Origin of the sequence: Mycobacterium sp. PS03-16, from assembly GCF_004570325.1 — a bacterium.
Classification (GTDB): domain Bacteria; phylum Actinomycetota; class Actinomycetes; order Mycobacteriales; family Mycobacteriaceae; genus Mycobacterium.
In genome coordinates this window covers 84,912-109,636 of sequence record NZ_SPQO01000013.1, presented here as the reverse complement: position 1 = coordinate 109,636, position 24,725 = coordinate 84,912, and the positions used below count along the sequence as shown (strand labels likewise).

The 24,725-nt window shown below is 70.5% G+C and carries 23 protein-coding genes; 10 read left to right on the top strand and 13 right to left on the bottom strand.

Translation table 11 applies throughout. The features are described from left to right. The first annotated feature begins 145 nt into the window (after positions 1-145). Positions 146-1,639, top strand: coding sequence for an HNH endonuclease signature motif containing protein (locus E4P42_RS13500; RefSeq protein WP_135126569.1), 1,494 nt, complete (start codon positions 146-148; stop codon positions 1,637-1,639). 69 nt (positions 1,640-1,708) lie between these two features. Here the strand turns inward: E4P42_RS13500 and E4P42_RS13495 are convergent, their stop codons facing one another. Next, the gene (locus E4P42_RS13495) at positions 1,709-2,620 is read right to left on the bottom strand and encodes a dienelactone hydrolase family protein (RefSeq protein WP_135126568.1); all 912 of its coding nucleotides are present in this window, start codon (positions 2,618-2,620) and stop codon (positions 1,709-1,711) included. 66 nt (positions 2,621-2,686) lie between these two features. On the opposite strand from E4P42_RS13495, the gene E4P42_RS13490 reads away from it, so the two are divergent. The 3 genes from E4P42_RS13490 to E4P42_RS13480 all read left to right on the top strand — a co-directional run bounded on the left by E4P42_RS13490 (position 2,687) and on the right by E4P42_RS13480 (position 5,894). Beyond that, positions 2,687-3,601: an SDR family oxidoreductase gene (locus E4P42_RS13490; protein WP_135126567.1), complete on the top strand. Its 915-nt coding sequence runs from the start codon at positions 2,687-2,689 to the stop codon at positions 3,599-3,601. A gap of 78 nt (positions 3,602-3,679) precedes the next feature. Next, entirely contained in the window at positions 3,680-5,461 is a 1,782-nt protein-coding gene (locus E4P42_RS13485) for an amidohydrolase family protein (RefSeq protein WP_135126566.1), read from the top strand. After that, entirely contained in the window at positions 5,451-5,894 is a 444-nt protein-coding gene (locus E4P42_RS13480; protein WP_135126565.1) for a nuclear transport factor 2 family protein, read from the top strand. The genes E4P42_RS13485 and E4P42_RS13480 overlap by 11 nt, the downstream gene beginning before the upstream one ends. Before the next feature lies 1 nt (position 5,895). Here E4P42_RS13480 and E4P42_RS13475 read toward each other — a convergent pair whose 3' ends face one another. The 5 genes from E4P42_RS13475 to bfr all read right to left on the bottom strand — a co-directional run bounded on the left by E4P42_RS13475 (position 5,896) and on the right by bfr (position 11,616). After that, the gene (locus E4P42_RS13475; protein WP_135126564.1) at positions 5,896-7,005 is read right to left on the bottom strand and encodes an amidohydrolase family protein; all 1,110 of its coding nucleotides are present in this window, start codon (positions 7,003-7,005) and stop codon (positions 5,896-5,898) included. After that, a complete protein-coding gene (locus E4P42_RS13470; protein ID WP_135126563.1) occupies positions 7,002-8,354 on the bottom strand; it encodes a glutamine synthetase family protein in 1,353 nt (450 codons plus the stop codon). The genes E4P42_RS13475 and E4P42_RS13470 overlap by 4 nt, the downstream gene beginning before the upstream one ends. Positions 8,355-8,404: 50 nt before the next feature. Next, entirely contained in the window at positions 8,405-8,899 is a 495-nt protein-coding gene (locus tag E4P42_RS13465; protein WP_135126562.1) for a carboxymuconolactone decarboxylase family protein, read from the bottom strand. A gap of 9 nt (positions 8,900-8,908) precedes the next feature. Further along, the gene (locus tag E4P42_RS13460; RefSeq protein WP_135126561.1) at positions 8,909-10,969 is read right to left on the bottom strand and encodes an MDR family MFS transporter; all 2,061 of its coding nucleotides are present in this window, start codon (positions 10,967-10,969) and stop codon (positions 8,909-8,911) included. Positions 10,970-11,121: 152 nt separating this feature from the next. Then, entirely contained in the window at positions 11,122-11,616 is a 495-nt protein-coding gene (gene bfr / locus E4P42_RS13455; RefSeq protein WP_135126560.1) for a bacterioferritin, read from the bottom strand. A gap of 230 nt (positions 11,617-11,846) precedes the next feature. On the opposite strand from bfr, the gene E4P42_RS13450 reads away from it, so the two are divergent. Continuing rightward, on the top strand, positions 11,847-12,479 hold the full coding sequence (locus E4P42_RS13450) for a fatty-acid--CoA ligase (protein WP_135126559.1): 633 nt from the start codon (positions 11,847-11,849) through the stop codon (positions 12,477-12,479). 9 nt (positions 12,480-12,488) lie between these two features. Further along, entirely contained in the window at positions 12,489-12,722 is a 234-nt protein-coding gene (locus E4P42_RS13445; RefSeq protein ID WP_135126558.1) for a bacterioferritin-associated ferredoxin, read from the top strand. Between the two features lie 21 nt (positions 12,723-12,743). On the opposite strand, the gene E4P42_RS13440 is transcribed toward E4P42_RS13445, so the two are convergent. The 5 genes from E4P42_RS13440 to E4P42_RS13420 form a co-directional block, all read right to left on the bottom strand. After that, positions 12,744-13,481 carry an SDR family NAD(P)-dependent oxidoreductase gene (locus E4P42_RS13440; RefSeq protein ID WP_135126557.1) on the bottom strand — a complete coding sequence of 246 codons (738 nt, stop codon included), beginning with the start codon at positions 13,479-13,481 and terminating at the stop codon, positions 12,744-12,746. An 11-nt stretch (positions 13,482-13,492) separates the two neighbouring features. Next, positions 13,493-14,518 (bottom strand): alcohol dehydrogenase catalytic domain-containing protein, encoded by a 1,026-nt coding sequence (locus tag E4P42_RS13435; RefSeq protein ID WP_135126556.1) that lies wholly within the window; start codon positions 14,516-14,518, stop codon positions 13,493-13,495. Further along, entirely contained in the window at positions 14,511-16,472 is a 1,962-nt protein-coding gene (locus tag E4P42_RS13430; protein ID WP_135126555.1) for an NAD(P)/FAD-dependent oxidoreductase, read from the bottom strand. The genes E4P42_RS13435 and E4P42_RS13430 overlap by 8 nt, the downstream gene beginning before the upstream one ends. A gap of 137 nt (positions 16,473-16,609) precedes the next feature. After that, a complete protein-coding gene (locus E4P42_RS13425; RefSeq protein WP_135126554.1) occupies positions 16,610-17,368 on the bottom strand; it encodes an enoyl-CoA hydratase/isomerase family protein in 759 nt (252 codons plus the stop codon). 37 nt (positions 17,369-17,405) lie between these two features. Further along, positions 17,406-18,107 (bottom strand): EthD domain-containing protein, encoded by a 702-nt coding sequence (locus E4P42_RS13420; protein WP_135126608.1) that lies wholly within the window; start codon positions 18,105-18,107, stop codon positions 17,406-17,408. Positions 18,108-18,205: 98 nt separating this feature from the next. Here E4P42_RS13420 and E4P42_RS13415 point away from each other — a divergent pair, with 98 nt between their 5' ends. Continuing rightward, positions 18,206-20,158: an FUSC family protein gene (locus E4P42_RS13415; protein WP_209305771.1), complete on the top strand. Its 1,953-nt coding sequence runs from the start codon at positions 18,206-18,208 to the stop codon at positions 20,156-20,158. Here the strand turns inward: E4P42_RS13415 and E4P42_RS13410 are convergent. Together E4P42_RS13410 and E4P42_RS13405 are read right to left on the bottom strand one after the other, a co-directional pair. Then, the gene (locus E4P42_RS13410; RefSeq protein WP_135126553.1) at positions 20,124-20,756 is read right to left on the bottom strand and encodes a PaaI family thioesterase; all 633 of its coding nucleotides are present in this window, start codon (positions 20,754-20,756) and stop codon (positions 20,124-20,126) included. The genes E4P42_RS13415 and E4P42_RS13410 overlap by 35 nt on opposite strands. 137 nt (positions 20,757-20,893) lie before the next feature. Further along, entirely contained in the window at positions 20,894-21,277 is a 384-nt protein-coding gene (locus E4P42_RS13405; protein ID WP_135126552.1) for a hypothetical protein, read from the bottom strand. 154 nt (positions 21,278-21,431) lie between these two features. Here E4P42_RS13405 and E4P42_RS13400 point away from each other — a divergent pair, with 154 nt between their 5' ends. Genes E4P42_RS13400 through E4P42_RS27705 form a run of 3 tightly spaced genes read left to right on the top strand, consistent with a single transcriptional unit; the run spans position 21,432 to position 24,715 of the window. Next, positions 21,432-21,992: a TetR/AcrR family transcriptional regulator gene (locus E4P42_RS13400; RefSeq protein WP_135126551.1), complete on the top strand. Its 561-nt coding sequence runs from the start codon at positions 21,432-21,434 to the stop codon at positions 21,990-21,992. 22 nt (positions 21,993-22,014) lie between these two features. Beyond that, positions 22,015-23,160 (top strand): hypothetical protein, encoded by a 1,146-nt coding sequence (locus E4P42_RS27710; RefSeq protein WP_371287032.1) that lies wholly within the window; start codon positions 22,015-22,017, stop codon positions 23,158-23,160. Further along, positions 23,087-24,715 carry a tetratricopeptide repeat protein gene (locus tag E4P42_RS27705; protein WP_371287033.1) on the top strand — a complete coding sequence of 543 codons (1,629 nt, stop codon included), beginning with the start codon at positions 23,087-23,089 and terminating at the stop codon, positions 24,713-24,715. The genes E4P42_RS27710 and E4P42_RS27705 overlap by 74 nt, the downstream gene beginning before the upstream one ends. Positions 24,716-24,725 lie beyond the last annotated feature (10 nt).

Below are 24,725 nucleotides of genomic sequence, written 5' to 3'. Positions count from 1 at the left end.
TTGATCCTCGACACGCCGGTGTTTCGCGGCATTCTGCGCACGCTCGTCGCCCGCGGGTGATGTGGCGAAAAATCCTGTCTCACTTTGGTTCCTGTAGTCACTCGGCGGCCCGGTTTTGTCGGACCCTCGAACTAGTGTTCGAGGCATGGAGTGGGAGGACGTCGACGCCACGGTGAGCGCGTTCGAACGCGCCACCGACGCCCTGGCCGCCCTGCCTTACCACACCCTCACCGGCCGCCAACTCGGCCACCTGGCCGCCCGCTACGAACGCGCCCTCAACCGCCAACACGCCCTCGGCCACACCGTGGTCGCCGCCCTGCGCGACAACCTCACCTACCACGACTTCGACGGCGCCTCAGCGAAAAACGTCCTGGTCGAACTGCTGCACCTGGCCCCCGACGCGGCCGCCGCCCGAATCAACGACGCCGCCCTCCTCGGACCCCGCCACACCCTGACCGGGGAGAAACTCGACCCCGACATGGCCGCCACCGCCGCTGCGCTGGCCCGCGGCGACATCAGCCCCGCCCACGTCCGCCACATCAAAACCTTCCTCAAAGAACTGCCCCGCTGGACCGATCACGCCACCCGCACCGACACCGAGAACACCCTGGCCCGCCTCGCCGCCCGGCTCGGCCCCGACCAACTACGCGCCGCCGCCCAACAGATCCTCGACTGCATCGACCCCGACGGCGCCGAACCCGACTACGAAGAACAACAACGCAAACGCTTCATCCGCATCGGCCGCCAACAACGCGACGGCATGAGCCCATTGACCGGCCTGCTCGACCCCGAAGGCCGCGCCCTCCTCGACGCCCTCATCGCCCACTACAACGGCAACACCAACGGCACCAGCAGCAACGAGCCAGTCGACGAACCAGCGCCACCGGTCGACAGCGCGCCGGATCACACCGTGACCGACGACGACCCGGATCACACCGTGGCCGACGACCCGGCCCCGTCCGAGCCAGCGCCGCCGGACCCGCCCGACGCCCCCATACCGCCGTGGCTGGAGCGCGAAACCAAAAGCCAACGCGACTACGACGCGCTGAAAACCGGCCTGCGGCTCGCGTTGGCGTCCGGCGCCCTGGGCACCCGCCACGGCCTACCCGCCAGCATCGTCGTCACCACCACCCTCGACGACCTGGAAAAAGCCGCCGGCTACGCCCGCACCGCCGGCGGCACCCGCCTGCCCGTCCGCGACCTCATCCGCTACGCCGCAGGCGCACGCCACTACCTCGCCGTCTTCGACGACCACACCGAAGAACCCCTCTACCTCGGCCGCGCCAAACGCTGCGCCACCACCGCCCAACGCCTCGCCCTATTCGCCCGCGACCTCGGCTGCACCCGCCCCGGCTGCACCGCCAACTTCTACAACTGCCACGCCCACCACGCCCAACAAGACTGGGCCCAAGGCGGCCGCACCGACATCACCGACCTCGCCCTGGCCTGCCACCCCGACAACCACCTCATCGAACACACCGGCTACACCACCCAACGCCACAACGGCCGCACCGAATGGATCCCCCCACCCCACCTCGACACCGGCCAACACCGCATCAACCACAACCACCACCCCCACCGCTACCTCACCACCACCAACAACGACGGTGAGGACGATGAGGGTGAAGACGATGACTAGCGCCCCGCAAACCTCACGCACCGACGGCGCCGTCGGGGACTCGGGTCCGGTCGCGCGCGTGCGGTTGCGCTAGGCGACGTAGCGGCTGAACCAGTCCTGCACGCGAATCCACGCGTCATTGGCGGCGACCGCGTTGTACCGCTCGCCGGTGTCGTTGAAGAACGCGTGGTTGGCGTCGGGCTCGGTGACCAGTTCGAAGTCCAGACCGGCCTTCTCCAGCGCCGCCCGGGCGACGGGCTCGGTGGCATTCACCCGCTGATCCTGCGCGGCGTAGATTCCCAGAACTGCAACATCTTTGGATCCGGAGAAGTCCGGGTTCTCCGGAGTCGGGCCGTAGAACGGCACCGCGGCCGCCAGCCGCGGCTCCCCCGCCGCCAGCAGGCGCCACACCATCCCGCCGCCCATGCAGAAACCCACCGCCGCGAGCTTGCGGTCGGGCACTCGCCGGGCCAGTTCGTCGATCCCCGACCTGAGGTCGGCGACGGCCTGCTCGGGCGGCAGCTTGCTCAGCGCCGCGGTGGCCTCCGCCGGATCGGTGAAGGTCCCGGTACCGCCCTGCGCGGACAGGAGATCGATCGCGAGTGCGGAATAGCCGGCGCCGGCGAACCGCCCAGCCACGGAACGGATGTAGTCGTTGAGTCCCTTGTTCTCATGAATCACCAACACCGCACCGCGCGGATCCCCGGCCGGCGCCCACGCGCCCTGCAGTTCCCCGCGAGGCCCGGCCCACGTCACCGGCGAGGTGGGAACCGCGTTCTCCGAGCCGGGCGGCGGCGCGCTCGAGGTGGCCGGATCGCTGGATGTCACCGGGGCCGCCACCTCCGGCTGCCTGTTGTCCCCACAGGCGGCGATCAACGCCGTCGCGGCCGCCGTACCGAATCCGAGCAGGGACAACCGGCGCATCGCTTCCCGGCGTGACAGCAGCCCGTCGACGTGGTCGGTCGCGATCTCTTCGGCGATGTAGCGCTGTAGCGGAGTCACCTTCGTGAGTATGCGCCGTCCGCCGAAGCGGCGTCCCCGAATGCCCGGCCGCGCCATACTCGCGTCATGGATCCGCGGCCACCCGCGCTACAGGGCCGGATCGCCGTCGTCGCCGGAGCCACCCGCGGCGCGGGGCGCGGCATCGCCGCCGCGCTCGGCGAGGCGGGCGCGACCGTCGTGTGCACCGGACGCAGCAGCCGCGCCGGTAACGCCGGCTCCGACTACGACCGGCCGGAAACCATCGAGGACACCGCCGAACTCGCCTCCGAGCTCGGCGGCCGCGGCATCGCCCACCAGGTCGATCACCTCGATGCTCGGCAGGTCCGAGGTCTGTCCGATCGGCTGCGCCGCGAGTACGGGCACATCGACATCCTCGTCAACGACCTCTGGGGCGCCGAGGCACTCAAGGGCCCTCCGGCGACATGGGGTCGTCCGATGTGGGACCACGACCTCGACGACGGCCTGCGCATCCTGCGGCTGGGCATCGACAGCCACCTGATCACCTCGCACTCCCTCCTACCGCTGCTGGTCTCCCGCCCGGGTGGCCTGCTGGTCGAGGTCACCGACGGCACGGCCGAATACAACGCGGCGCACTACCGCCTCTCGGTGTTCTATGACCTGGCGAAGGTCGCGGTGAACCGGCTGGCATTCAGCCACGGGCATGAACTCGCGCCCTACGGCGCAACGGCGGTCGCGGTCACTCCGGGCTGGCTGCGCTCGGAGATGATGCTCGCCAACTACGGCGTCACCGAGGCCACCTGGCGCACCGCGCTGATCCCCGGCCGTCCCGGCCATCCCACCGCTCCGCCGGGCTTCGCCGAATCGGAGACGCCCCGCTACGTCGGCCGCGGCATCGCCGCGATCGCCGCTGACGCGGCGCGGCAGCGGTGGAACCAGCGGTCGGTCACCTCCGCGCAGCTGGCCCGCGAGTACGGGTTCACCGATCTCGACGGCCGTCAACCGGACGCGTGGGCCGAGTAAATCACCAGCTCACGGACTCGAGTAGACAATCTTCGAAATCTGTTGACACCCGGCCGTCGCGGCCTGTTCTATGGCGGAGTGACCTACGACACGATCATCCGCAACGGCCGCTGGTTCGACGGCACCGGCGGCCCATCGGCGGTGCGCTCCATCGGCATCCGCGACGGCCACGTCGTCACCATCACCCCCGACGAACTCGACGCCACCGGATGCCCGCAGGTCATCGATGCCACCGGCAAGTGGGTGCTGCCCGGCATGCTCGACATCCACACCCACTATGACGTCGAGGTCCTCGAAGGCCCGGCGCTCACCGAATCGCTCCGTCACGGCGTGACGACGGTGATGCTCGGCTCCTGCTCGCTGTCGACCATCCACGTCGACGGGGCCGACGCCGGCGACCTGTTCGGCCGGGTCGAGGCGATCCCCCGCGAACACGTCATCGCCGCGGTCGACAAGCACAAAACCTGGCGCACCTGCGACGAGTACGTCGACGCGCTCGAATCACTGCCGCTGGGACCCAACGTGTGCGCGTTCATCGGGCACAGCGACATGCGCACCGCCGTCATGGGACTCGACCGCGCCACCCGCAAGATCGAGCGGCCCACCCGCGCCGAACAGTCGCGGATGGAGGACATGCTGCGGCAGGCGCTGGCCGCCGGATTCGTCGGGATGTCCTCCCAGCAGTTGTTGTTCGACAAGCTCGACGGCGACACGTGCCGGTCGCGGACTCTGCCGTCGACCTACGCCCGGCCGCGCGAACTGCGCCGACTCAAGGCGCTGCTGCGGCGGGCCGGCCGGGTGCTGCAGTCCGGCCCGGACATCGCCAACCCGCTCAACGTCGGCTCGCAGGTGGTGCAGTCGCTCGGCCTTTTCCGCAACCCGCTCAAGACCAGCCTGCTCTCGGCGGCCGACGTCAAGTCCAACCCGTATGCCATCCGGGCCATGGGTCCGGTGGCCCGCTTCGTCAACCGGCTGGGCGGCAACTTCCGCTGGCAGCATCTGCCGGTGCCGTTCGAGGTGTACGCCGACGGTATCGACCTGGTGGTGTTCGAGGAGTTCGGCGCGGGCGCGGCGGCGCTGCACCTGCGCGACGAAGTGGAGCGCAACGCGCTGATGCGCGACGAGCAGTACCGCCGCCGGTTCCGCAAGGACTACGAGAGCAGACTGGGTGTGCGGGTCTGGCACCGCGACTTCTTCGACGCCGAGATCGTCGGCTGCCCCGACGCGTCGCTGGTCGGTAAGTCCTTCGGCCAGGTCGGCGTCGAGCGTGGGCTGCACCCCGTGGATGCCTTCCTCGATCTGGTCCTCGAGCACGGACGCCGGTTACGTTGGCGCACGACGATCTCCAACCACCGGCCCGACGTGCTGAAGAAGATGGCGCGCGAACCCGGGATCCAGATGGGCTTTTCCGACGCCGGGGCGCACCTGCGCAACATGGCGTTCTACAACATGGGTCTGCGCCTGCTGCGGCACGTGTACGACGCGCAGAAGGCGGGCCGCCCGTTCATGACCGTGGAACAGGCGGTGCACCGCCTCACCGGCGAGCTCGCCGACTGGTACCGGCTCGACGCCGGGCACCTGCGGGTCGGTGACCGGGCCGACGTCGTGGTGATCGACCCGGCACACCTCGATGACACGCTCGACCACTACGCCGAGGAGCCGGTCGATTTCTACGGCGGCCTGCCGCGGATGGTCAACCGCAACAACGCCACGGTCAGCGCCGTGCTGGTCAGCGGCCACACGGTGTTCCGCGAGGGCGTGCCCAGTGAGTCCGTGGGACGGCGGCGGACCGGCCGCTTCCTGCGGGCGGCGCACCGCTCCCCCGCCGTGCCGGACAAGGAGATGGTCAGTGTCGGTTGAGGATGCGGTGCGCGGACTGTGGAAGTCACTGTCGGCGCGCGACTGGGACGCGGTGAAGAGCCACCTCGCCGACGACTGCATCTACGCCGACATGCCGGTCGGTCCGGCCCTGGCCGCGCGCGGTCCCGAGGACATCGTCAAACGGCTCAAGGTCGGGCTGGAACCGTTGACCGGGTACGAAAACCACGACGGCGTGCTGCTGACCAACGGCGCCGACGCGATGTACGAGCACTCCGAGACGTGGCGGTGGGCCACCGGTGAGACGGCGCTGCTGCGGTTCGTCACCGTGCACCGCGTCGAGGACGGCAGGATCACGCTCTGGAAGGACTACTGGGACATGTCCGGTCTGACGGCGACCGCACCGCCGACGTGGCTGGCGGACCTCGCCACCGCAGACACCTCCTGGGTGTTCGACGCCACCGGGCTCATCTGAGTCAGTCCAGCCGGTAGACGCGTCGGGCGTTGCCGTGCGCGATCAGATCGGCGACGCGCGCCGCATCGCGCTCGCTCCACTCGTCCGCATCGACGAAACCCTGCAGTACCCGTCGTAACCCGTTGCGCCACAACAATGCGCCGAGATAGTGCAGTTCGGCGGGGCCGAAGCCGTCGGACGAGTAGACGATCTTGCGGAACGGTGCGAGCTCGAGCAACCGGCCGATCAACGCGCCGGATCGCGCGCCGAGGAAGTGGATCGCCAGCCCACCGTCGAGATAGACGTTGTTGAACGCCTGCGCCAGATACCCGGCCTCGCGTTCGAACGGGTAACAGTGCAGCAGCATGACAGGGGTGTCCCCCGACGCGCGCAGGAAGTCAAGCAGGAACAGCGGATTGGTGGTGTGCAGATCGCAGTCGCGGTCCCCGAGCCCGACGTGGAACTGCAGGGGTTTGCCGAGCCGCAGCCCCTGATGCAGGCCGAAGCGCAGCAGCACCCGGTCGGTCAGCCGGGACGGTCCGCTGTCACGCCACCGGGCGGCGGCCTCACGCACCTCGAGCGGCGACGGCTCCGACAGTTCCCCGGTGAACCCGCCGCGGTAGGCCAGAATCGACTTGGTCCCGACGGCGTGTGCCGAGCGCTCGTCCAGCAATCGCGCGAACTCCGACGCATAGTCATCGCCGGCGGCGACGGCCTCCTCGGCGATCGACTCCAGGCGCACGATCTCGTGCACCCGGCCGCCCGAGGTGGCCGCCATCTCGTCGAGATCGGCCACACCCGAGGCGAATCCGGTGTCCACCAGCCAGTCGGTGACCCCGGCGGCGCGGAGCAGTCGCCGCGCCACCTCCGCCTCCCCGAGCCGCTGTCGGCCCGCCCAGTAGTCGTCGGGCTCGGCATGCCGCGGTAGCCCCAGTAGTTCCGAGCAGTGTGCCCGCACCGCGAACCCCAACTGGGTGTCGAAGCCCGAGTCGAACGCGGCCAGCGGTTCGGTGTTGGCCTCGTTGAGCCCGTTCTCGAAGCGGGTCCGGTCCCCGTCGGTGAGCCGGCATCCGTGCACGTGATGGTCGATCAGCGGCACGGCCGCCAGGTGCTCCGCCAGCGCCGAGGTCATACGCTCCAAGCCATCCGAAAGGTGTCGGCGAGTTCCTCGGGCGAGCGGGCGCCGAACTTCTCGACCTCGTAGCGGCGCACGGCGACCACCGAATCCACCACCTCGTCGCCGAGGATCCGGCGCATCAGCGCCGAACCCTCCAGCGCGCGCAGCGCATCGGCCTGTCCGGCCGGAAGCAGCACCGTGCCGGACTGCGCGCGCTGGGCGTCGGTCTGCGTCGCCGGGTCCACGGTGGTCTCGATGGGCAGCGGCAGCTCTCGTTCGATGCCGTCGAGGGCCAGGCCCAGGACCGCCGCCGAGGCCAGATACGGGTTGGCCGAAGGGTCGATGACCTTGACCTCGACGTTGCCGCCGTGCACGTTCCCCGGTGAACCCCGCAGGAACCGCACCGCCGCCTCCCGGTTCTCGGTGCCCCAGCAGATGTAGGCACCCGACCAGTGGCCGGGCTGCATCCGCAGGCCGGACAGCACCGACCCGCACAGCACCCCCTGGGCCTCGGGCAGACCGGCGACCAGACCGGCCACGGCATGTTCGCCCTCGGCGGTCATACCGTGTGCGCCCGGACCACCGGAGAACAGCGGCGCGCCGACGCGATGCAGCGAGAAGTGTTGATGGGCACCGTTTCCCACGCTGTCGGCGAACGGCACCGGTGACAGGCTGACCCGCATGCCGTAGCGGCGGGCGACCCGGCCGACGATGATGCGCATCAGGATCAGCAGGTCGGCGGCGGCGACCGGTGACATCGGCGGCAGCGAGAGTTCGAACTGGTTCGGGCCGTACTCGGGGTGGAGTTGTTCGATCGGCACGCCGGAACTGGTCGCGGCGTCGGTGACGTCGCGGACGAACCCCTCGTACTCGAGGACGCCGGCCAGGCCGTACTGGGCCCACAGCCGCGACGGCAGCCGGCTGCCGTCGGGTCCGACGAGCATGAACTCCATCTCGTGTCCCACCGATGCGGTCAGTCCGGCGGCGGACAGCCGGTCCTCGACGCGGCGCAGCGCGTCGCGGCAGCAGTACGGGTCCGGTTCGCCGTCCTGATCGAAGAACGCACCGGGTGCCCAGGCCAGGCCGTCCCCGAGGATGCGCAGTCCGCCGAGGTCGATGCGGACGCGTTGATCGCCGACGACGCTGATGGCGTCGCTGAACACGATGCCGGACTGGTCGATGGTGAAGGCGTGCCACACAGGGCTGGCCCCCAGGCCCGGTTCGGCGAACGCGCCCATCCGGCGCAGCGGCACGGTTTTGGCGTGGACCAGACCCGCCGGGTTGACCACGGTGCCGATCAGGGTCGCGACGCCGTCGGACTCCAGTTGGGCGATGGCGGCTGCGGCAAGGGGTTTGGCGGCCATGAGCCATTCTGCCTCGCCGGAGTGTCCACCCGCGGCGTGAACGCGCCCGACTACAGCGTGATCTTGCAGCTCTGTCCGATGTCGAGGGTGCGCAGCACCCGCCCCATCCCCAGCCACATCGCGCACGACAGCGCGAGGTCGGTCAGCAGGTCGGCGTCGAAGTGCTCGGCGGCCCGGGCCCAGAAGTCGTCGTCGTCGCGCAACCCGGTGTGGTCGGTGGCGAACCGGTGCGCGAACTCGGCGGCGATGCGCTCCGCGGGGCTGTACCCGGGCCAGGTGCGCCACTGATCGGCGTGGGCGTAGAGGTCTTCGTCGACGCCGGCGGCGGGCCCCTCGGAGTCGCGGGTGTTCTGACACACCACGCATTGGTTGGCGTCGGCGATCACCACCCGGGCCAGCTCGCGCACGCGCATCGGCAGCCGGCCCTTGGTGTACACGGCGTGGCTGAACCCGGCCATCGCGGCACCGAGGTCCGGCGACCGCACGGCGAACGCCGTCACGTCGTCGTCGGCGAAATCCTGCGTGGCGTCTCCGATGCGGCTCATGGCCGCATGCTACGCCGAGGCGGCCGGTTCTGGAACGCGTTCTAGTTCGTCGTCCCAGTCGCGCTGCACCAGCATGCGGTGGGCGATGCGTTCCAGCGCGGCCTCCACCTGCAGGCGGTCCGGCCGGCCCTCGAAGGTCGGCGACTTCGCCAGCTTGTCGACGATCATCCCGACCAGCGCCGCGGACACCGCGTCCACCTGCCGTGCGCCGGTCTGGCTGAGCCACAGCCGATCTCCGGTGCGCAGTGCGTACCCGGTGGCCACCAGCTGCTCGAACACGGGCTCGAGCACTTCGCACGGCACCCGCAGCCGATCGGCGATCTCGGTCAGCCGGGCGGCGCCGAACACCTGGTTGTGCCGGTAGATCTGCAGCAGCGCCCACAGCCGGGCGACGTCGAGCTCGCAGCCCGGCCGGCCGGCCACGGCGCGCAGCCGGATCTCCGGCGAGTGGCGCATCAGTCGCCCGACGGTGACCTCCATCATCTGCTCGGAGGACTCGTTGCCCGGCATCCCGAAGCCCTCCCCCAGGTCGACCGCGACGCCGGTCTCCATCTCGCGCAGCGGCACCTCGCGCAGTGTCAGCGCCACGAAGAACCCGATGGCCGCGACCGGGGCCGCGCACAGGAAGACCAGCCCGAGCGAGTCGGCGTAGGCGGTGACGATCGGCGCGGCGACGTCGGCCGGCAGTTCGTGCAGCGCCTGCGGTGACTCTGCGGCCACCGGTGGGGCCCCGCTGGCGATCAGCGCCGCGCGGATGCGGTCGTCGAGGAAGTTGGCGAACAGCGACCCGAAGATCGCCGCACCGAACGAGCTGCCGATGGTCCGGAAGAAGGTGACGCCGGAGGTGGCCACGCCGAGGTCGTCGAAGCTCGAGGTGTTCTGCACGGTGAGGATCAGCACCTGCATGCACAGCCCGATTCCGGTGCCGAGCACGAACAGGTACAGCGACTGCTGCAGCAGCGGCGTGGTCTCGTTCATCCGCGACAGCAGCACGAACCCGACCACCATCACCGCGGTCCCGACGACGGGGAAGATCTTGTAGCGCCCGGTACGCCCGACGATGATGCCGCTGCCCATCGAGGTGGCGAGCAGCCCGACGACCATCGGCAGCGTGCGCAGACCGGATTCGGTGGCCGAGACGCCGTCGACGAACTGCATGAACGTGGGCAGGAACGTCAGCGCGCCGAGCATCGCGAACCCGACGATGAACGACAGGATGCAGCAGACGGTGAACACCGGGCTGGCGAACAGCCGGATCGGCAGGATGGGTTCGGCCGCCCGCCGCTCCACCCAGACGAAGATGGCCAACGCGATCGCCGAGCCGATGAACAGCCCGATGATCACCGGCGACGACCAGGCGTACTCACCGCCGCCCCAGCTGGTCGCCAGGGTCAGGCCGGACGCACCGAGGCCGACGAACAGGATGCCGGCGTAGTCGATGACGGCCTTTCCGCTGCGGGCCAGCGCGGGGATCGCCGCGGCGGCCACGAAGAACACCACGATCGCGACGGGCACGTTGATCCAGAACGCCCAGCGCCAGGTGAGGTGGTCGGTGAAGAACCCGCCGAGCAGCGGTCCCACCACGGTGGTGACGCCGAAGACCGCGCCGAGCGCGCCCTGGTAGCGGCCCCGTTCGCGCAGCGGGATCACCTCTCCGATCACCGCCATCGCGGTGACCATCAGTGCGCCGCCGCCGATGCCCTGCAGGGCGCGGGAGGCCACCAGCATGCTCATCGAGCTCGACAGCCCGCACAGCACCGACCCGGCGAGGAAGAACACCACCGCCGCCTGGAAGACGGTCTTGCGGCCGAACAGGTCGCCCAGCTTGCCGACGACCGCCGTGACGATCGTCGAGGCCAGCAGGTAGCTCGTCACCACCCAGCTCTGGTGGCCGGCGCCGCCGAGGTCGGCGACCACGGTCGGCAACGCGGTGGCCACGATCGTCTGGTCGAGCGCGGCCAGCAGCATGCCGAGCAGGACGGCGACGAAGATGAGGTTGCGCCGCTGCGGGCTGATCATCGCGCCGCCGGACTCCGGGGGTGCGGCCGTGGTTGCCGGTGAACTCGTCATGCCTGCCTTTCTCTCGACGCCTCGCAGTATGTCGTTAGCTAGGCTACAAAAGTTACAGTCGGCCGCCGGGTATTCCGGAATCCGCCCTCGAACGCGAACTGACCCGCGCCCCGGTTACCCCCGTTGGCGCGGGTCAGTCAGCGGTACGGCAGCTATTCGCCGGTGCCGCCGCCCGGCGGCCGTGACACGCACTGCGCGGCGAAGAGCTGATCGCCGAGCTTGTCCATCAGCTGCAGCTGCGTCTCGAGGTAGTCGATGTGCTTCTCCTCGTCGGCGAGGATCATCTCGAACAGGTTGGCGCTCGTGGCGTCGCCCTTCTCACGGCACATGATGATGCCCGGTTTGAGCCGTTCGACCACCTCGTACTCGATGGCGAGATCCGATTCGAATTGTTCGCGCAACGTCTGCCCGACGCGCAGCGAGAACAGCCGCTGATAATTCGGCAGGCCGTCGAGGAGGAGAATTCGATCGGTGATCGCCTCGGCGTGGCGCATTTCTTCGAACGATTCATCGCGAGTATGCCCGGCTAATTCGGTGAAGCCCCAGCTCTCCTGCATCTTGGAATGCAGGAAATACTGGTTGATAGCGGTCAATTCGCTTGTCAACTGCTCATTGAGCAATTTCAGGACGTCGGGATCGCCTTGCATGGATCGCTCCTAGGGACCGTGAGGGCTGCTCTGGTCGGATGTTTGCCGTACGCCTTCGAATCTAGTCCCGCAACGCCCGCGAAGCGACTCGTTTGGGCATGTGATCGGCGTGTTTTGGGCTTCCCGACGGCCTTGGCGGGCCGCCCGCGGGGGGAAGTCTGGACTGGCTGTCCTAAGTAAGGTTAGACTGCACTAACATGCACGCGAGCACGTCCGACAGGCAGGAAACAATGGGTGAGTACAATCTCCACTCATTGATTCTGGCGTGCGACTTCCGGGTCGACGACCTCGATCGAATGTGGAATTGGCTCCATAAACAACGCGCTGGATTGCAGTCGATCGGCGCCCATCACGTGGTGCTGTACAAATCGATCTGGGAGCCCGGCCGGGTGCTCTCCACAATTGGAATTCGCCATCCGCATTCGGTTCGCGAAGTATTGCGGTCGCCGGCGCTGTTCGACTGGTTCGACATCTCCGGCGCCGACGACATCCCGCCCGTCTTCGGCGGTGAGGTGGTCGAGAAGATCGACCTCGACGGCCCGTCGGCCGAACGCCACGTCGCGGGCGTGATCGTGGGGGCGATGGCCGCGGTCGACGACGTCGAGGCGCTGATGGTCAAGGTGCACGACGGCCTCGACAGGTTCCGGCAGGCCGGCGTCCGCAAGGTCTGGGTGTACCGGGCCCTCGACGATGGGCACGAGGTCATGATCCTGCAGGAGATCGAGAGCGAACTGAGTGCGCGGCAGTGGATCGACCATCCGGATGCCGCCGCCGAATGGATGTCGAAGGCCGGCTTCGGCGCCTACCCCACCGTATTCGTGGGCACGCTCGCTCACATCATGTCCGTGGACGAGCAGGGATAGCGGGCACACATGTTCGTCTGCCTGTGCACCGGAGTCACCAGCCAGCACGTCAACGACATCGTCGCCGCCGGCGCTTCGACGTCGAAGGAGATCGCCGAAGCCTGCGGGGCGGGGAGCGACTGTGGCCGGTGCCGGCGCACCCTGCGGGCGATCATCGCCGCTCACAAGATCGGCGGCGGCTGCCCGGCGCAGTTCAACGGCTGCCCGTCCCGGGTCGGCGTCAGGTCCGTCGCGACCGACTGACGGCCGACGAACCCGCGGGTGCTACGGGTGGCGGCAGGTCACGCCACCGTCGACCACCAGATGGGCGCCGGTGATGAACGACGCCTTCGCCGACATCAGGAACGCGACCGCGGCGCCGATGTCTCCGGGTCGCCCGAGCCGGCCCATCGGCGCCGCGTCGATGAATCCCTGACGCACCTCCTCGACGTCCAGCGCGATCTGCAGCATCGGCGTCTCGATGAAGCCGGGACACACCGCGTTGACGCGGATGCCCTCGGGGCCGAGTTGGGCGGCCATCGACCGGGTCAGCCCGAGTAACCCGGCCTTCGACGCGCAGTAGGCCGGGATGAACGGATTCGCCTGCAGCCCTTCGATGCTCGAGATGCCCACGATGGCCGGGCCGCTTCCCGCGCGCGCCGCCTCCTGAAGGTGCGGCAGCAGCAGCTGGGTCAGCAGGGCATGGGCGCGCAGGTTCACGTCGAGCACCGCGTCCCACGACTGCTCGGTGTAGGTGCCCACCGGTTCGGGGATCACCCGCCCGGCGGCGTGCACCAGGCCGTCGATGCCCGACATGGCCGCCGCCGCGGCGTCGGCCGCGGCGGTGATCTGCCCTGCGTCGCAGACGTCGACGACCGCCGATTCGACCCCCATCGACTTCGCGACCGCGGTGACCTCAGGGGCGATGTCCCACAACATCACCCGGCGGCCGTCGGCGGCGAGCGCCTCGGCGCTGGCGCGGCCGATGCCCGAGGCGCCTCCCGTCACGATCACACCCGCCATCGCGGACCTCCTCAGGTTCTCAGCACGGTCTTGACGACATCGCCGGAGCGGGCGGCCACCGCGGCGTAGGCCTCCGGCGCCCGCTCCATCGGCAGGTCGGTGGTGAAGATGCCCTCGACCGACAGCCGGCCCGAGCGCAGCAGCGGGATGAGTTGCGGCCACGTCTGCTGGATCGGCGCGGTCGTCATCCGCAGCGTGATGCTGCGGACCAGCGCCATGGTCGCGGGGAAAGGGAACGGCTGCAGATCGTGCACGCCGACCACCGAGACCGTGCCGCCGGCGCGGACGGCGGTCAGCGCGTCGCTCATCGTGGTGTCCGAACCGACCGCGTCGATGGCGGCGTCGGCGCCCAGCCCGGAGGTGTGTTCCATCGCGGCCGCGGTGGCCGACGGAGCCGCGACGGTGGCGCCCATGGCGGCCGCGCGCGCCCGGCGGTCCGGCACCGGATCGACCGCAAGCACCGTCGCAGCACCCAGCGTCAGTGCGCTGCGCACCGCGCAGAGACCGACGGCGCCCAGCCCGATCACCACCACGGTGCCCCCGGGCGGCAGATCGGCACGCTGGGCGGCGGCCCAGCCGGTCGGCAGATTGTCGGTGAGCAGCAGGGCCTGGTGGTCGTCGATGTCCTCGGGCAGGGAGAGCAGCTGAAAATCCGCCGCCGGCACGGCCAGCAGTTCCGACTGGGCCCCGCCGAGCGCCCCGGTCCCGAAGATCCGCGGCCCGGAGAAGCACCGGATCGGGTCCCGGGTCGCGCATCCGGCGCAGTGGCCGCAGCCCGCCACCGACGACACCATCACCCGGTCCCCGAGGCGTACCGACCGCACGTCGGGCCCCAGCTCGACGACGGTGCCGACGGCTTCGTGGCCGAGGGCGACCGGTTCGAGTATCGGGTAGTCGCCGTCGTAGAAGTGCAGATCGGATCCGCAGATCGCCGAGGCGGTCACCGCGACGACGGCGCCGTCGGGCCCGGGCAGGACCGGATCGGGCCGTTCGCCCACCGTGACCGAGGCCGGGCCGTCGATCAGGACGCTACGCATGGCGCACGCTCGTCTCCTGCGCGGTCTCGGCGGCGCTGCGCAGCACGTAATCCGACCAGTCGGGCTCGCGGACCGCGGCGTGGTACTCGTAGAGCTTCCACGGGCTGACGGTGTGGATCTCGCCGAGCGAGTTCTTGAAGTAGGAGTGGGTGATCGACGGGTGCGCCCACACCGTCTGCGCGATCGCGCGCTGCGAGCGGCGCCGCCACTCCTCGGTGGCCTGCGGCGTCGGCTCCATCGCGTGCACGCCGTCGGCCAGCCGGGCCAGGCACTGGTCGATGTAGCGCATCTGCAGTTCGGAGTTGAAGATCAGGCTGCCGCCGTGTGCCAGATGGGTGCCGGGCCCGTAGGTGAGGAAGAAGTTGGGGAATCCGGGCACCGTGATCCCGCGGTAGGCGTACGGGCGCTCCCCCCACACCCGGCGCAGGTCGGCACCGTCGCGGCCGGTGATCGTCATCGGCCACAGCAGCTCGGTCGCGCGGAACCCGGTGGCGTACACCAATACATCGGCCGGGTGTTCGTGCCCGTCGGCGGTGACGAGGCCCGACGGCGTGATCCGTTCGATGGGGGTGCGGACCAGGTCGACGTTGTCGCGCCGCAGCGTCGCGATCCAGCTGCCGTTGTCCTGCAGTGTGCGCTTACCGGTGGCGGGATAGTCGGGCAGCACCTTGTCGAGCAGCTCGGTGTCGTCACCGACCTGGCCGGTGATCCACTCGGTGAACATCATCCGTGCCATCGCGTTGATCTCGCTGACCGCGTGATCCTGCTCGGCGTAGCCGGGGTCGACCAGCGCCGCGTCCAGGCCTTTGTCGGCGCCGGGCCACAGCACCAGGAACCGATACCAGCGGCTGTAGAACGGCAGGTGGTCCATGGCCCACCGGACGCCGTCGCCGACGCGGTCGTGGTACATCGGGTTGGGGAACATCCACTGGGCGGTGCGCTGGAACACGGTCAGCGCGGCGACGTCCCCGGCGATCGCCGGGGCGATCTGGAATCCGCTGGCGCCCGCGCCGATCAACGCGACCCGCCGTCCCGCGACGTCGACATCGTGATCCCAGGCGGCGGAGTGAAACGCCGGGCCGGCGAAACTGTCCGCGCCGGGGATGTCGGGCAGGTGGGGCCGGTTGAGCTGGCCGACCGCGCTGATCACCGCGCGGGCGGTGACCTCGCTGAGCGCGCCGTCGGCCGTGCGCAGCACCACGCGCCAGCGGCCAGGCCCGTCCTCCCACCGTGCGGACACGGCTTCGGTGCGCCACCGGACGTGGTCGGCGATACGGTGTTTGACCAGCACGTCGGCGAAGTACCGCCGCAGCTCGGGCTGTTCGGCGAAGTAGTGGCTCCAGTCGTTGCTCGGTTCGAAGCTGTAGCAGTAGAAGTGGTTCGCCACGTCCACCCGCGCCCCGGGATACGCGTTCTCCCACCAGGTTCCGCCGGGCCCGGCGTTCTTCTCCACGACGGTGAACGGCAGGCCGGCCTGTTTGAGCCGGATCGCGGCCAACAGACCGGACTCCCCGCACCCGATCACCAGCACCGGGCACGTCGCGGCGCGGGCCGGGTCGAGCGGAACGGGGCGGCGCGGATCGGCGCCCTCGAGGTCGAGTTCCTCGGTGAGCAGCGGGAGGTACTCCTCGCCGACCGGTTCGCAGGCGGCCCAGTCCATCATCGTCTTGATGACCGCCGGGGACAGCGGCGCGGGTTCGGGGCATCCGCGGTCGCGGTAGTCGGTGATGACGTCGAGCGCGACGGCCCGGGCGCGCGCCTTGTCGTCGTCGGACATGAAGCCCTGGATCTCGTTGAGGAAGAGCCCGGCCTGGGTGAACTCCTCGAGAAATCGGGTGTCGCCGGTGATGTGGACGAGGCTGAGCAGCAGCGTCGGGACGCTGACGTCGGCGAGTGCCGCGGCGATGTCCTCGGTCGCGGTCGTGAACGGGGTGCCGGCATAGCGACTCCGCATGACAGATCCTTCCGGCGCGACGTCGGAGCGTGACGTCAATTACGCTACGCGCGGTACCGTAACGGGGAGCCGTGCGGTCGCGCGGCATTTCGGCCGGAATTGCCGGTCGGCGAGGCGGAGTCGTGCCGAGCGGGTTGTCATCCCTCGCGGCGGTCGGCGAAGGCGGCCAGCGCATCGGCGTTGGCCGCGCTGCCCAGCAGCACCTCGAACTGGGCGTACTCGCGGACCAGGGCGGCCCTGACCTGGTCCCGGACCGGCTCGACCATCGTGTGCTTGACCGCCATCAGGCTGGCCACCGGCCGGGAGGCCAGCACCTCGGCGTGGCGGCGGGTCTCGGCCATCAGCTCGTCGGGTTCGCACACCCGCCACGCGATGCCCATTCGCTCGGCCTCCGCGGCCGAGACCCACTCCGAGGACATCAGCAGCCAGGCGGCGTTCTGCCGGCCCATCAGCTGCGGCAGCAGATATGACGACGCCGCCTCGGGCGCCACGCCCAGGCTGGTGAACGGGCACTTCAGCCGGGCGGTCGAGGCCATGAAGACCAGATCGGCGTAGCCCAGCACAGTGGCGCCGATGCCGATCGCGAGCCCGTTGACCGCGCACAACAACGGCTTGCGCAGCTCGAGCAACGCCTCCATCAGGCCGGGAAACCCGTGCTCACCCGGGGTGAAGTCCGGATCGGTGACGCGGGCGGCCATCTCGTTGAGGTCGTTGCCCGCGCTGAACGCCCGGCCGGTTCCGGTGAGCACGACGACCGCCACCGAAGGATCCGCGTCCGCGTCCCGCAGCGCCACCGTGGTGGCGTCGTAGAGCGCCTCGTTGAATGCGTTGAGCGCCTCGGGCCGGTCGAGCGTGACGGTACGCACCCCGCCCGCGTCGCTGATCTGCACGGTCACGGCTGCAGCGTACGCGGTGGGCGCCGTCGGGTAACCCCTACGCCGCGAACGGGCTCCGCAGCGGATACCGGCTGGTCGGCACGGTGTCGATGTCGCGGTTGGCGCCGAAAGCCTCGGTGCTGGCCAGCATTCGCTGCATGCGATCGCTGAGATCGTCGTCGTCGGCGGCGCCGAAGAACGCGTGCAGATCCGACACCGCCGCGAGCGGGAACAGCTCCTCGACGATCGCCGCGATGCCGGGGGCGTCCGGGGTGAGCGCCCGCACCACCGTGTTCTGCACGTAGCCGAAGGTCGCCTGTGTCGCGATCGCCACCGGTGTGTGGTCGTGGTGCCAGCGGTGCCGCCACGTCGGCTCGTCGAGGTCGGCGGGCCGGCGCAGCAGTGCGATGTTGGCCAGGCCGTCGGTGCGTGCCCCCGCCGCCGTGGCCGGCGGCGGTAACGGCACCGACTCGGTCACCAGATACGCGGCCAACGCGTCGCATTCGGCGGCGAGCACCTCCGTCGCGGTCCGCACGTCGTGGCCGTAGGACTGCTGGGTCCACAGGCTCACCACCGCGACCACCGGCGGGTCCAGCGTCGTCAGCGTCATCAGCGACTCCCGCACCGGCTCGTCGCGCACGTTCACCGTCAGACCCGGCACCCCGTGGTCCAGTAGACGCGACGCGACGTCGGTGCGCAGCCGGACACACCAGGCATCGTCCGCGCGCGCCGCACGCATGGTGATCATGACCTTCTCCACGCCATGCAACCTACTCACCGCCGACTCCCGCGCGGGTCACGAGCGGTGTTCGACCCCCGCGGGGTGAGAATGATCGGGTGCTCGTCGGTGCCCGGGTGATGGACACGGTTCGGCTGACCACGCCGGGGATCGGCGCGGTCAGCCGCAGTCTGCTCGGCGTGCTGGCGATGACCTTCCTTGCGCTGCACTGGGTGTCGCCGGTCGTGGCGATGTGGACCGCAGGAGCGGGCATCGTCACCGGGGCGATCGCGCTGCAGGACGTCCCGGGCCGGCGCCTGCCCATCGTCGTCATCGCCTCGGTGGAGGTGGGCGTCGCGGTCCTGCTCGGCGCGCTGAGCACCGCCCACGACGCGTTGTTCGTCGCCGTCGTCGCGGGGTGGAGCCTCATCGCCGGATTGCAGTGGGCGCTGGGCGCCAACGCCGGCTTCGTCGCCGCCGCCGCGGCCGCGATGCTGGTCATCACTCCGCCGGCCACACCCACGCTGCCCGACATCCTGCTCGCCACCGTGCTCACCGTCGCCGCCGGCCTGGTCCAGGCCGCGCTGGTCTGGCTGCGGCCGCCCGGGCGGTGGCGCGCTCAGCAGAACGCGCTGACCCGCGCGCACCGCACGCTGGCGCAGGACGCGCGCAACCTGGCCGCAACCTCCGACGCGGCGCTCGATCCCGCCGAACTCGCCTGGCTGCGGGAAGTTTTCGTCGACATCCCCGAACATCAACGGCCGAAGTCCTACCAGGTCGGATACCGGCTGCCCGAACGCATCGCCGCCACCCTGGCCGGGCTGCGCCGGTCCGATGCCGACCTCACCGAACTGTCCTCGGCGGCCGCGGACTTCCTCGACGCGATCGCCCGCCACGGGGTGGCCGCCCACCGGGACGCCGACCGCGCGCTGCACCGGGTCGACGCCGCCGCCGCGGAGATCACCGGGGCCGGCGCGGGCGCGGCGCAGCGGGTCGCACAGCACCTGCACGAAGCGGCGGTGCTGCGGTTCGGCCGGATGCGCGGACCCGACCTTCTCGGGTCGCTGTCCGGATCGGCCGGCGTGCTGCGCCGCCACCTGTCCTGGACCTCGCCGGTGCTGCGGCACGCCCTGCGGTTCGCCGCGGCGGCCGCCGCCGCCGTGGCGGTCGCCCGTTACGGCGGCCCGGCCGAGAGTCCCTGGGTGGCGCTGACGGTGCTGTTGGTGTTGCGGCCCGAGACCGCCCACACCTACACCCGCTGCACCGGACGCCTGGCCGGTATCGCCGGCGGCATCCTGGTCGCCTCCGCGCTGAGCATGCTGTGGCCGCCGACGGGCATGGTGGCCGCGATCAGCGCCGCCGCGTTCGTCGGTCTGGCCTACGCGGTGCTGGGCTTCGGGTACATCGCGGTGAGCGCCGCGCTGGCCGCGGCGATCGTGTTCCTGCTCGGCGTCGCGCATCCGGTCGACGGCATGGACGTGATGCACCGCCTGCTCGCGGTCGCGGTGGGCGGCGGCCTCGCGGTGGTGGCGCACGTCGTGCTGCCCGACGATGCGCTGATCCGGCTGCGCCAGCGCGCCGGTGAACTGCTGATGACCGAGATCGATTACGCCGCGATGGTGGTCCGCGCGTTCGTGCACGAGCTCGACCGGCCCGCCGACGCGCTGGCCGCCGCCTGGCAGCGGGCGTTCCGGGCGCGCGCGGCGTTCGAGGCGGCCTCGGGCACGACCCGGCTCGAGGATCCGGCGCTGCGGCAGTGGCTGCGGTCGCTGCGCACCGCGCTCAACGCGATCACCGGCGCCTGCACCACGCTGGAGAACAACCTGCCCGCGCGGCCCGGCACCGCGCTGAGCCCGGAATTCGTCGCGGCCGTCGACGATTACGTCGACGCGTTGCGCGGTGCACCGCCCACCGCGGCGACACCGTGGACCGTGGACCTCCCAGAGCTGACGGCGGCCGACCGGCACGTGCGCGAGGTGGCGCCGAGCGTGGCCGACAGCAGCGGGGTGCGGGTGCTGGTCAGCGAGCTGAGCGCGATCACCCGCAGCCTCGCGGCGATCACGGTGATTCCCGAGCCCACCTGGGCACGATGAACACGCCCTCGGCCTCGACGGTGACGCCGTCCTCGTCGGCGAGATGCCCGGTGACGAGGGCCTTGACGCCCTCGGTGCGCGCGATCCGGGCCTCGGCGTGCAACGCGCCCAGCCGGGTCAGGCGCAAGTAGCGCAGGCTGATCGTGCCGGTGAGGCGCGGGGTGCGGCCGTGACTGGCCGCCTCACCCAGCAGGTGGTCGAGCACGAGGGCGGCGATGCCGCCGTGGACGTGGCCGGGCGGGCCCTCGTAGGCGGCGCCGAGGTGGAAGTCGGTGACCACGCGGCCGTCGCCGTCCTTGTGGATCGTCACTGGCGGCGCCATCGGGTTGCGCACCCCGATCACGGGATTGCCCCATGGCATCTGCTGGCCGTCGGCGGTGACCTGCAATCCGAACGGACCGTCGAGCTGCCGGTCGCGCAGACGGGCCGTGACGGCGTCGATCTCGGCGGTGGCGGCCGCGACCGTCTCGGCGTCGGCTTCCGTGCGGATGGTCGCGTCGATCAACTCCCGCACCGAGCGGGTCAGCGGTTCGTACAGCGCGCGCAACGTGGCGGCATCCGCCGACGTCAGGCCCTCGACGTGGGTGAACTCCGGCATCCTGGCACTAGAACACGTTCCAGCCGCCGGTGTCGAATCGCGGCGCGGGGCGTCGACTTCTGCATCACGGTTGCGCCGGAGCGGTCCGAACGACCCTCCGGTAGAAGTCGACGGCGACGGGCGACGCGCGGGCGTCCTCACGCGGCGATGAACGCGACCTCGACGTTGTCGGCGAGCACGACGTACAGGCGCCGCCACGGATCGCTGCCCTCCAGCCGCCACTGATGGCCCGACCCCGCGGTGTCCTCGGCGAGCAGTACGTCGCCGGGGCCGAGCCCGAACTCCTTGCCGTCGCGGGTGCAGAAGATCAGCGATCCCGCCAGCGTCACCACGAGCTGGCGCACCGGCGCGGTGTGCCACGCCAGCGCCCCGCCGGTCGCCGTCTCCTCGACGGTGACGTGCGTGGTCGGCATGACCGCCGAGACCAGGTCGTCGTTGCGGCCGGGGCGCATGTCGAGGCGGCCGACCTCGAAGTGCGACGCGTCGTCGTCGCCGGTCCACAGCCGCACGCACCGGATCATCACGTCACCTTAGAGCCCGCACCGGCGCTGAGCAGGGCGAGCACCACCGGACACGCCGCCACCGCGCGGCCGTCACAGACGGCGTGTCGACGTGGTGGACGACACCGGCCGATTTCGTGGACATGTGTCTACGAAGTGGCTTAGGCTCGGCGTCATGCCCGCCCGCACCCACAGCGCCGACCCCCGCGCCGAACGGGTCCGCACCCGCATCCGCGACGCGGCGCTCGAACTGGTGGCCGTCCGTGCGGTCGACGACCTCACCGTCGCCGACCTGGTCGCCCGCGCGGGAGTCAGCCGGCAGGCCTTCTACCAGCACTTCACCGACCGCGACGAGGCCATCGCCACCGCGTTCACCGCGGCGTTCGCCGCGGCCACCGACGGCCTGTCCGGTGACGGGCGCACCCGCATCCTGCGCCTGTTCGACTTCGCCGCCGATCACCGCGCGATGTACCGCAACGTGGTCGGCAGCACGGTCGCCCAGCGCGTGGTGTCGGCGTTCCGCGACGAGCTTCTGCCCGCGTGCCGGCGGATCGCCGAGGACGCCGCTCCCGCCCTGCCCGCGGTCGCCGCCCTGTCCCCCGATGCCGTCAGCCGGTTCCTGGTCGGCGGCTTCGTCGAAGTTCTGCGCTCCTGGATGGAGGACCCCGACAGCGAGGACCTCGACACCCGGGTGACCGCCGCACTCGGCACCGTCTACGCGCTGCTCGGCCTCTGACCCACGAAAGGCTCGATCTCTCATGGCAAAACACGCCGCGGTCAACCCCGCCCTGTTCACCGAAGGCCCCGGGATGCGTTCCCGCGTCCGCACGATGGCGCTCGCGATGGTCGCGCTCACGCTGTTCGTGGTCGCGATGATCGCCAGCTACTCCGGCGCCTTCGCCAAGCCGACCCTGCGCCATCTCGACGTCGCGGTGGCCGCACCGCCGGCGGTCCTCGACGCGGTGCACGCCCAGCCCGCCCTCGGCGTCACCGAGGTCGCGGACGGCGCCGCGGCCCGGCAGTTGGTCTACGACCGTCATGTCGACGCCGGCCTCGCCGTCGGCCCCGGCCGGGACCTGACCGTCTATGTGGCCGGCGGCGGTGGGCGCAGCGTCGTGACGGCCGCGGAGACGGTGGGCCGCGAGCTCGCCGCCCACGCCGGTCTGACGCCGGTCGTCACCGACGTCGCACCGACCTCGGCCGCCGACCCGTCGGGCACAGTCGAGTTCTACGCCGTCATCTTCTTGTCGATCGGCGCGTCGATCGGCGCCACCGTGTTCGGCCGCGTCATGGGCACGGTCCGGACCCCGAAGACATTGGCGCTGCGCACCTTGAGCCTGGCCGGCTACTCCGCGTTGCTCGCCGCGGCGGTGACCGCCTACGTCGACCTCGGCCTCGGCGCGCTGACCGGACACCCTCTCGCATTGTTCGGCGCGCTATGGCTCTATGCGATGGCGGTCGGCGGCGCCGTGACCGGGGTGGCCGCCGCGCTGGGCACGCTCGCCTCGCTCGCGCTGACCCTGTTCCTGGTCATCGTCGGCAACGCCGCCGCTGCCGGGCCGGTTGGGCGGCCGCTGCTGTCCGGCTTCTACGCCACCTTCACCCACATCGTGCCGCAGGGCTCGGGAGTCGAGCTGCTGCGCGACCTGCAGTACTTCGACGGCCACGGCGCGCGCACCCCCCTGGTGACGCTCGCGGTCTGGGCGGTCGCCGGCTGCGTGCTCGCGGTGCTCGCCACCGTGGTCCGGCTGGATTATCGTCGGCGCCATGACGGTTTCGCTCGGCCGGGACGCCGAGCCCTACTACGACCTCGGGACCTATCACCGGCCGATCGAGACGCCGTCGCCGCAGGCGCAGATCTGGTTCGACCGCGGCATGGTGTGGGCCTACGCGTTCAACCATGAGGAGGCGATCCGCTGCTTCGAGCGGGCGCTGGAACTCGACCCCGACCTGGCCATCGCCCGCTGGGGCGTGGCCTACTCGATCGGCCCCAACTACAACAAGCCGTGGGAGGCGTTCGACCCCGTGGACCTGAGCGCCTCGCTGGCCCGGGCCCGCATGGAACTCGGGTTGGCGGTGCGCGGGCGGGCGTCCGCAGCCGAACTGGGATTGATCAAGGCCCTGCAGAACCGCTTTCCCACCGACGATCCCTGCGACACCGATGCGCTCAAAGAGCGCCACGCCGTCTACGCCGACGCGATGGCCGAGCTGGCGGCCACCTTCCCCGACGACGTCGACATCCAGGCGCTGGCGGCCGACGCGCTGGTCAACATCACCGCGTGGGCGCTGTGGGACACCCGCACCGGCGAGCCCGCGCCCGGCTCCCGCGTCCTGGAGGCCAAACGGATCCTGGACGCCGCGCTGGAGACATCCGCGGGACGCGAGCATCCCGGAATCCTGCACCTCTACGTGCACACCATGGAGATGTCGGGCACCCCGCAGGACGCGCTGCCCGCCGCCGACCTGCTGCGCGACCTGGTGCCCGACGCCGGCCACCTGCGGCACATGCCCAGCCACATCGACGTACTGTGCGGCGACTACCGCGCTTCGGTGACCGCGAATCTGACGGCGGTGCAGGCGGATCGGCGCTTCGTCGAGCGTGCGGGACCGTTGAACTTCTACTCGCTGTACCGGGCCCACGATCTGCACTTCGTCGTGTACTCCGCGATGTTCGAGGGCTCCTCGCGGGTGGCGCTGCAGGCCGCCGATGAACTCGCCGGCCAGCTCACGCCGGAACTGCTGGCCATCGAGTCACCGCCGATGGCTGATTGGCTCGAGGCGTTCGTCCCGCTGCGGGTGCACGTGCTGGTGCGGTTCGGCCGCTGGGATGAGCTGATCGCCGAACCACTGCCCGCCGACCAGCAGCTGTACTGCACCACCACCGCGACCATCCACTACGGCCGCGGCGTCGCGCACGCCGCCAAGGGGCAACTCGAGCAGGCCCGCGCCGAACGCGACGCGTTCGCCGCCGCCTACACCCGCATCCCGGATTCGCGCTATCTGTTCAACAACAGCAGCCGCGACATCCTGGCTATCGCCGAGGCCATGCTCGACGGTGAGATCGCCTATCGCGAAGCCAGATTCGACGAGGCGTTCGCGCTGCTGCAGCGTGCCATCGACCTCGATGACAACCTCCCCTACGACGAGCCCTGGGGCTGGATGCAACCGACCCGGCACGCCTACGGGGCGCTGCTGCTCGAACAGGGCCGGGTCGAGGAGGCCGCCGGGGTGTACGCCGCCGACCTCGGGCTCGATCCCACACTGCGGCGGTCGTCGCAGCATCCGGGCAACGTGTGGAGCCTGCACGGCTACCACGAATGTCTGCAGCGGCTGGGCCGCACCGCCGAGGCCACGATCATCGGCCAGCAGCTCGACCTGGCCAGGGCCCGCGCCGACGTGCCGGTCGCGGCATCGTGTGCGTGCCGACTCGACGTCGCCGACCCGTGCTGCGGGTCGTGACGTCCTGCGT

What these genes read in the sequence shown, in the direction of transcription:
- E4P42_RS13500 (WP_135126569.1), top strand. Translation starts at nt 146, where the DNA reads ATGGAGTGGGAGGACGTCGACGCCACGGTGAGCGCGTTCGAACGCGCC.
- E4P42_RS13490 (WP_135126567.1), top strand. Translation starts at nt 2,687, where the DNA reads ATGGATCCGCGGCCACCCGCGCTACAGGGCCGGATCGCCGTCGTCGCC.
- E4P42_RS13475 (WP_135126564.1), bottom strand. Translation starts at nt 7,005, where the DNA reads ATGACCTCGGCGCTGGCGGAGCACCTGGCGGCCGTGCCGCTGATCGAC.
- E4P42_RS13470 (WP_135126563.1), bottom strand. Translation starts at nt 8,354, where the DNA reads ATGGCCGCCAAACCCCTTGCCGCAGCCGCCATCGCCCAACTGGAGTCC.
- E4P42_RS13465 (WP_135126562.1), bottom strand. Translation starts at nt 8,899, where the DNA reads ATGAGCCGCATCGGAGACGCCACGCAGGATTTCGCCGACGACGACGTG.
- E4P42_RS13460 (WP_135126561.1), bottom strand. Translation starts at nt 10,969, where the DNA reads ATGACGAGTTCACCGGCAACCACGGCCGCACCCCCGGAGTCCGGCGGC.
- bfr (WP_135126560.1), bottom strand. Translation starts at nt 11,616, where the DNA reads ATGCAAGGCGATCCCGACGTCCTGAAATTGCTCAATGAGCAGTTGACA.
- E4P42_RS13450 (WP_135126559.1), top strand. Translation starts at nt 11,847, where the DNA reads ATGGGTGAGTACAATCTCCACTCATTGATTCTGGCGTGCGACTTCCGG.
- E4P42_RS13445 (WP_135126558.1), top strand. Translation starts at nt 12,489, where the DNA reads ATGTTCGTCTGCCTGTGCACCGGAGTCACCAGCCAGCACGTCAACGAC.
- E4P42_RS13440 (WP_135126557.1), bottom strand. Translation starts at nt 13,481, where the DNA reads ATGGCGGGTGTGATCGTGACGGGAGGCGCCTCGGGCATCGGCCGCGCC.
- E4P42_RS13435 (WP_135126556.1), bottom strand. Translation starts at nt 14,518, where the DNA reads ATGCGTAGCGTCCTGATCGACGGCCCGGCCTCGGTCACGGTGGGCGAA.
- E4P42_RS13430 (WP_135126555.1), bottom strand. Translation starts at nt 16,472, where the DNA reads ATGCGGAGTCGCTATGCCGGCACCCCGTTCACGACCGCGACCGAGGAC.
- E4P42_RS13415 (WP_209305771.1), top strand. Translation starts at nt 18,206, where the DNA reads ATGGACACGGTTCGGCTGACCACGCCGGGGATCGGCGCGGTCAGCCGC.
- E4P42_RS13410 (WP_135126553.1), bottom strand. Translation starts at nt 20,756, where the DNA reads ATGCCGGAGTTCACCCACGTCGAGGGCCTGACGTCGGCGGATGCCGCC.
- E4P42_RS13405 (WP_135126552.1), bottom strand. Translation starts at nt 21,277, where the DNA reads ATGATCCGGTGCGTGCGGCTGTGGACCGGCGACGACGACGCGTCGCAC.
- E4P42_RS13400 (WP_135126551.1), top strand. Translation starts at nt 21,432, where the DNA reads ATGCCCGCCCGCACCCACAGCGCCGACCCCCGCGCCGAACGGGTCCGC.
- E4P42_RS27710 (WP_371287032.1), top strand. Translation starts at nt 22,015, where the DNA reads ATGGCAAAACACGCCGCGGTCAACCCCGCCCTGTTCACCGAAGGCCCC.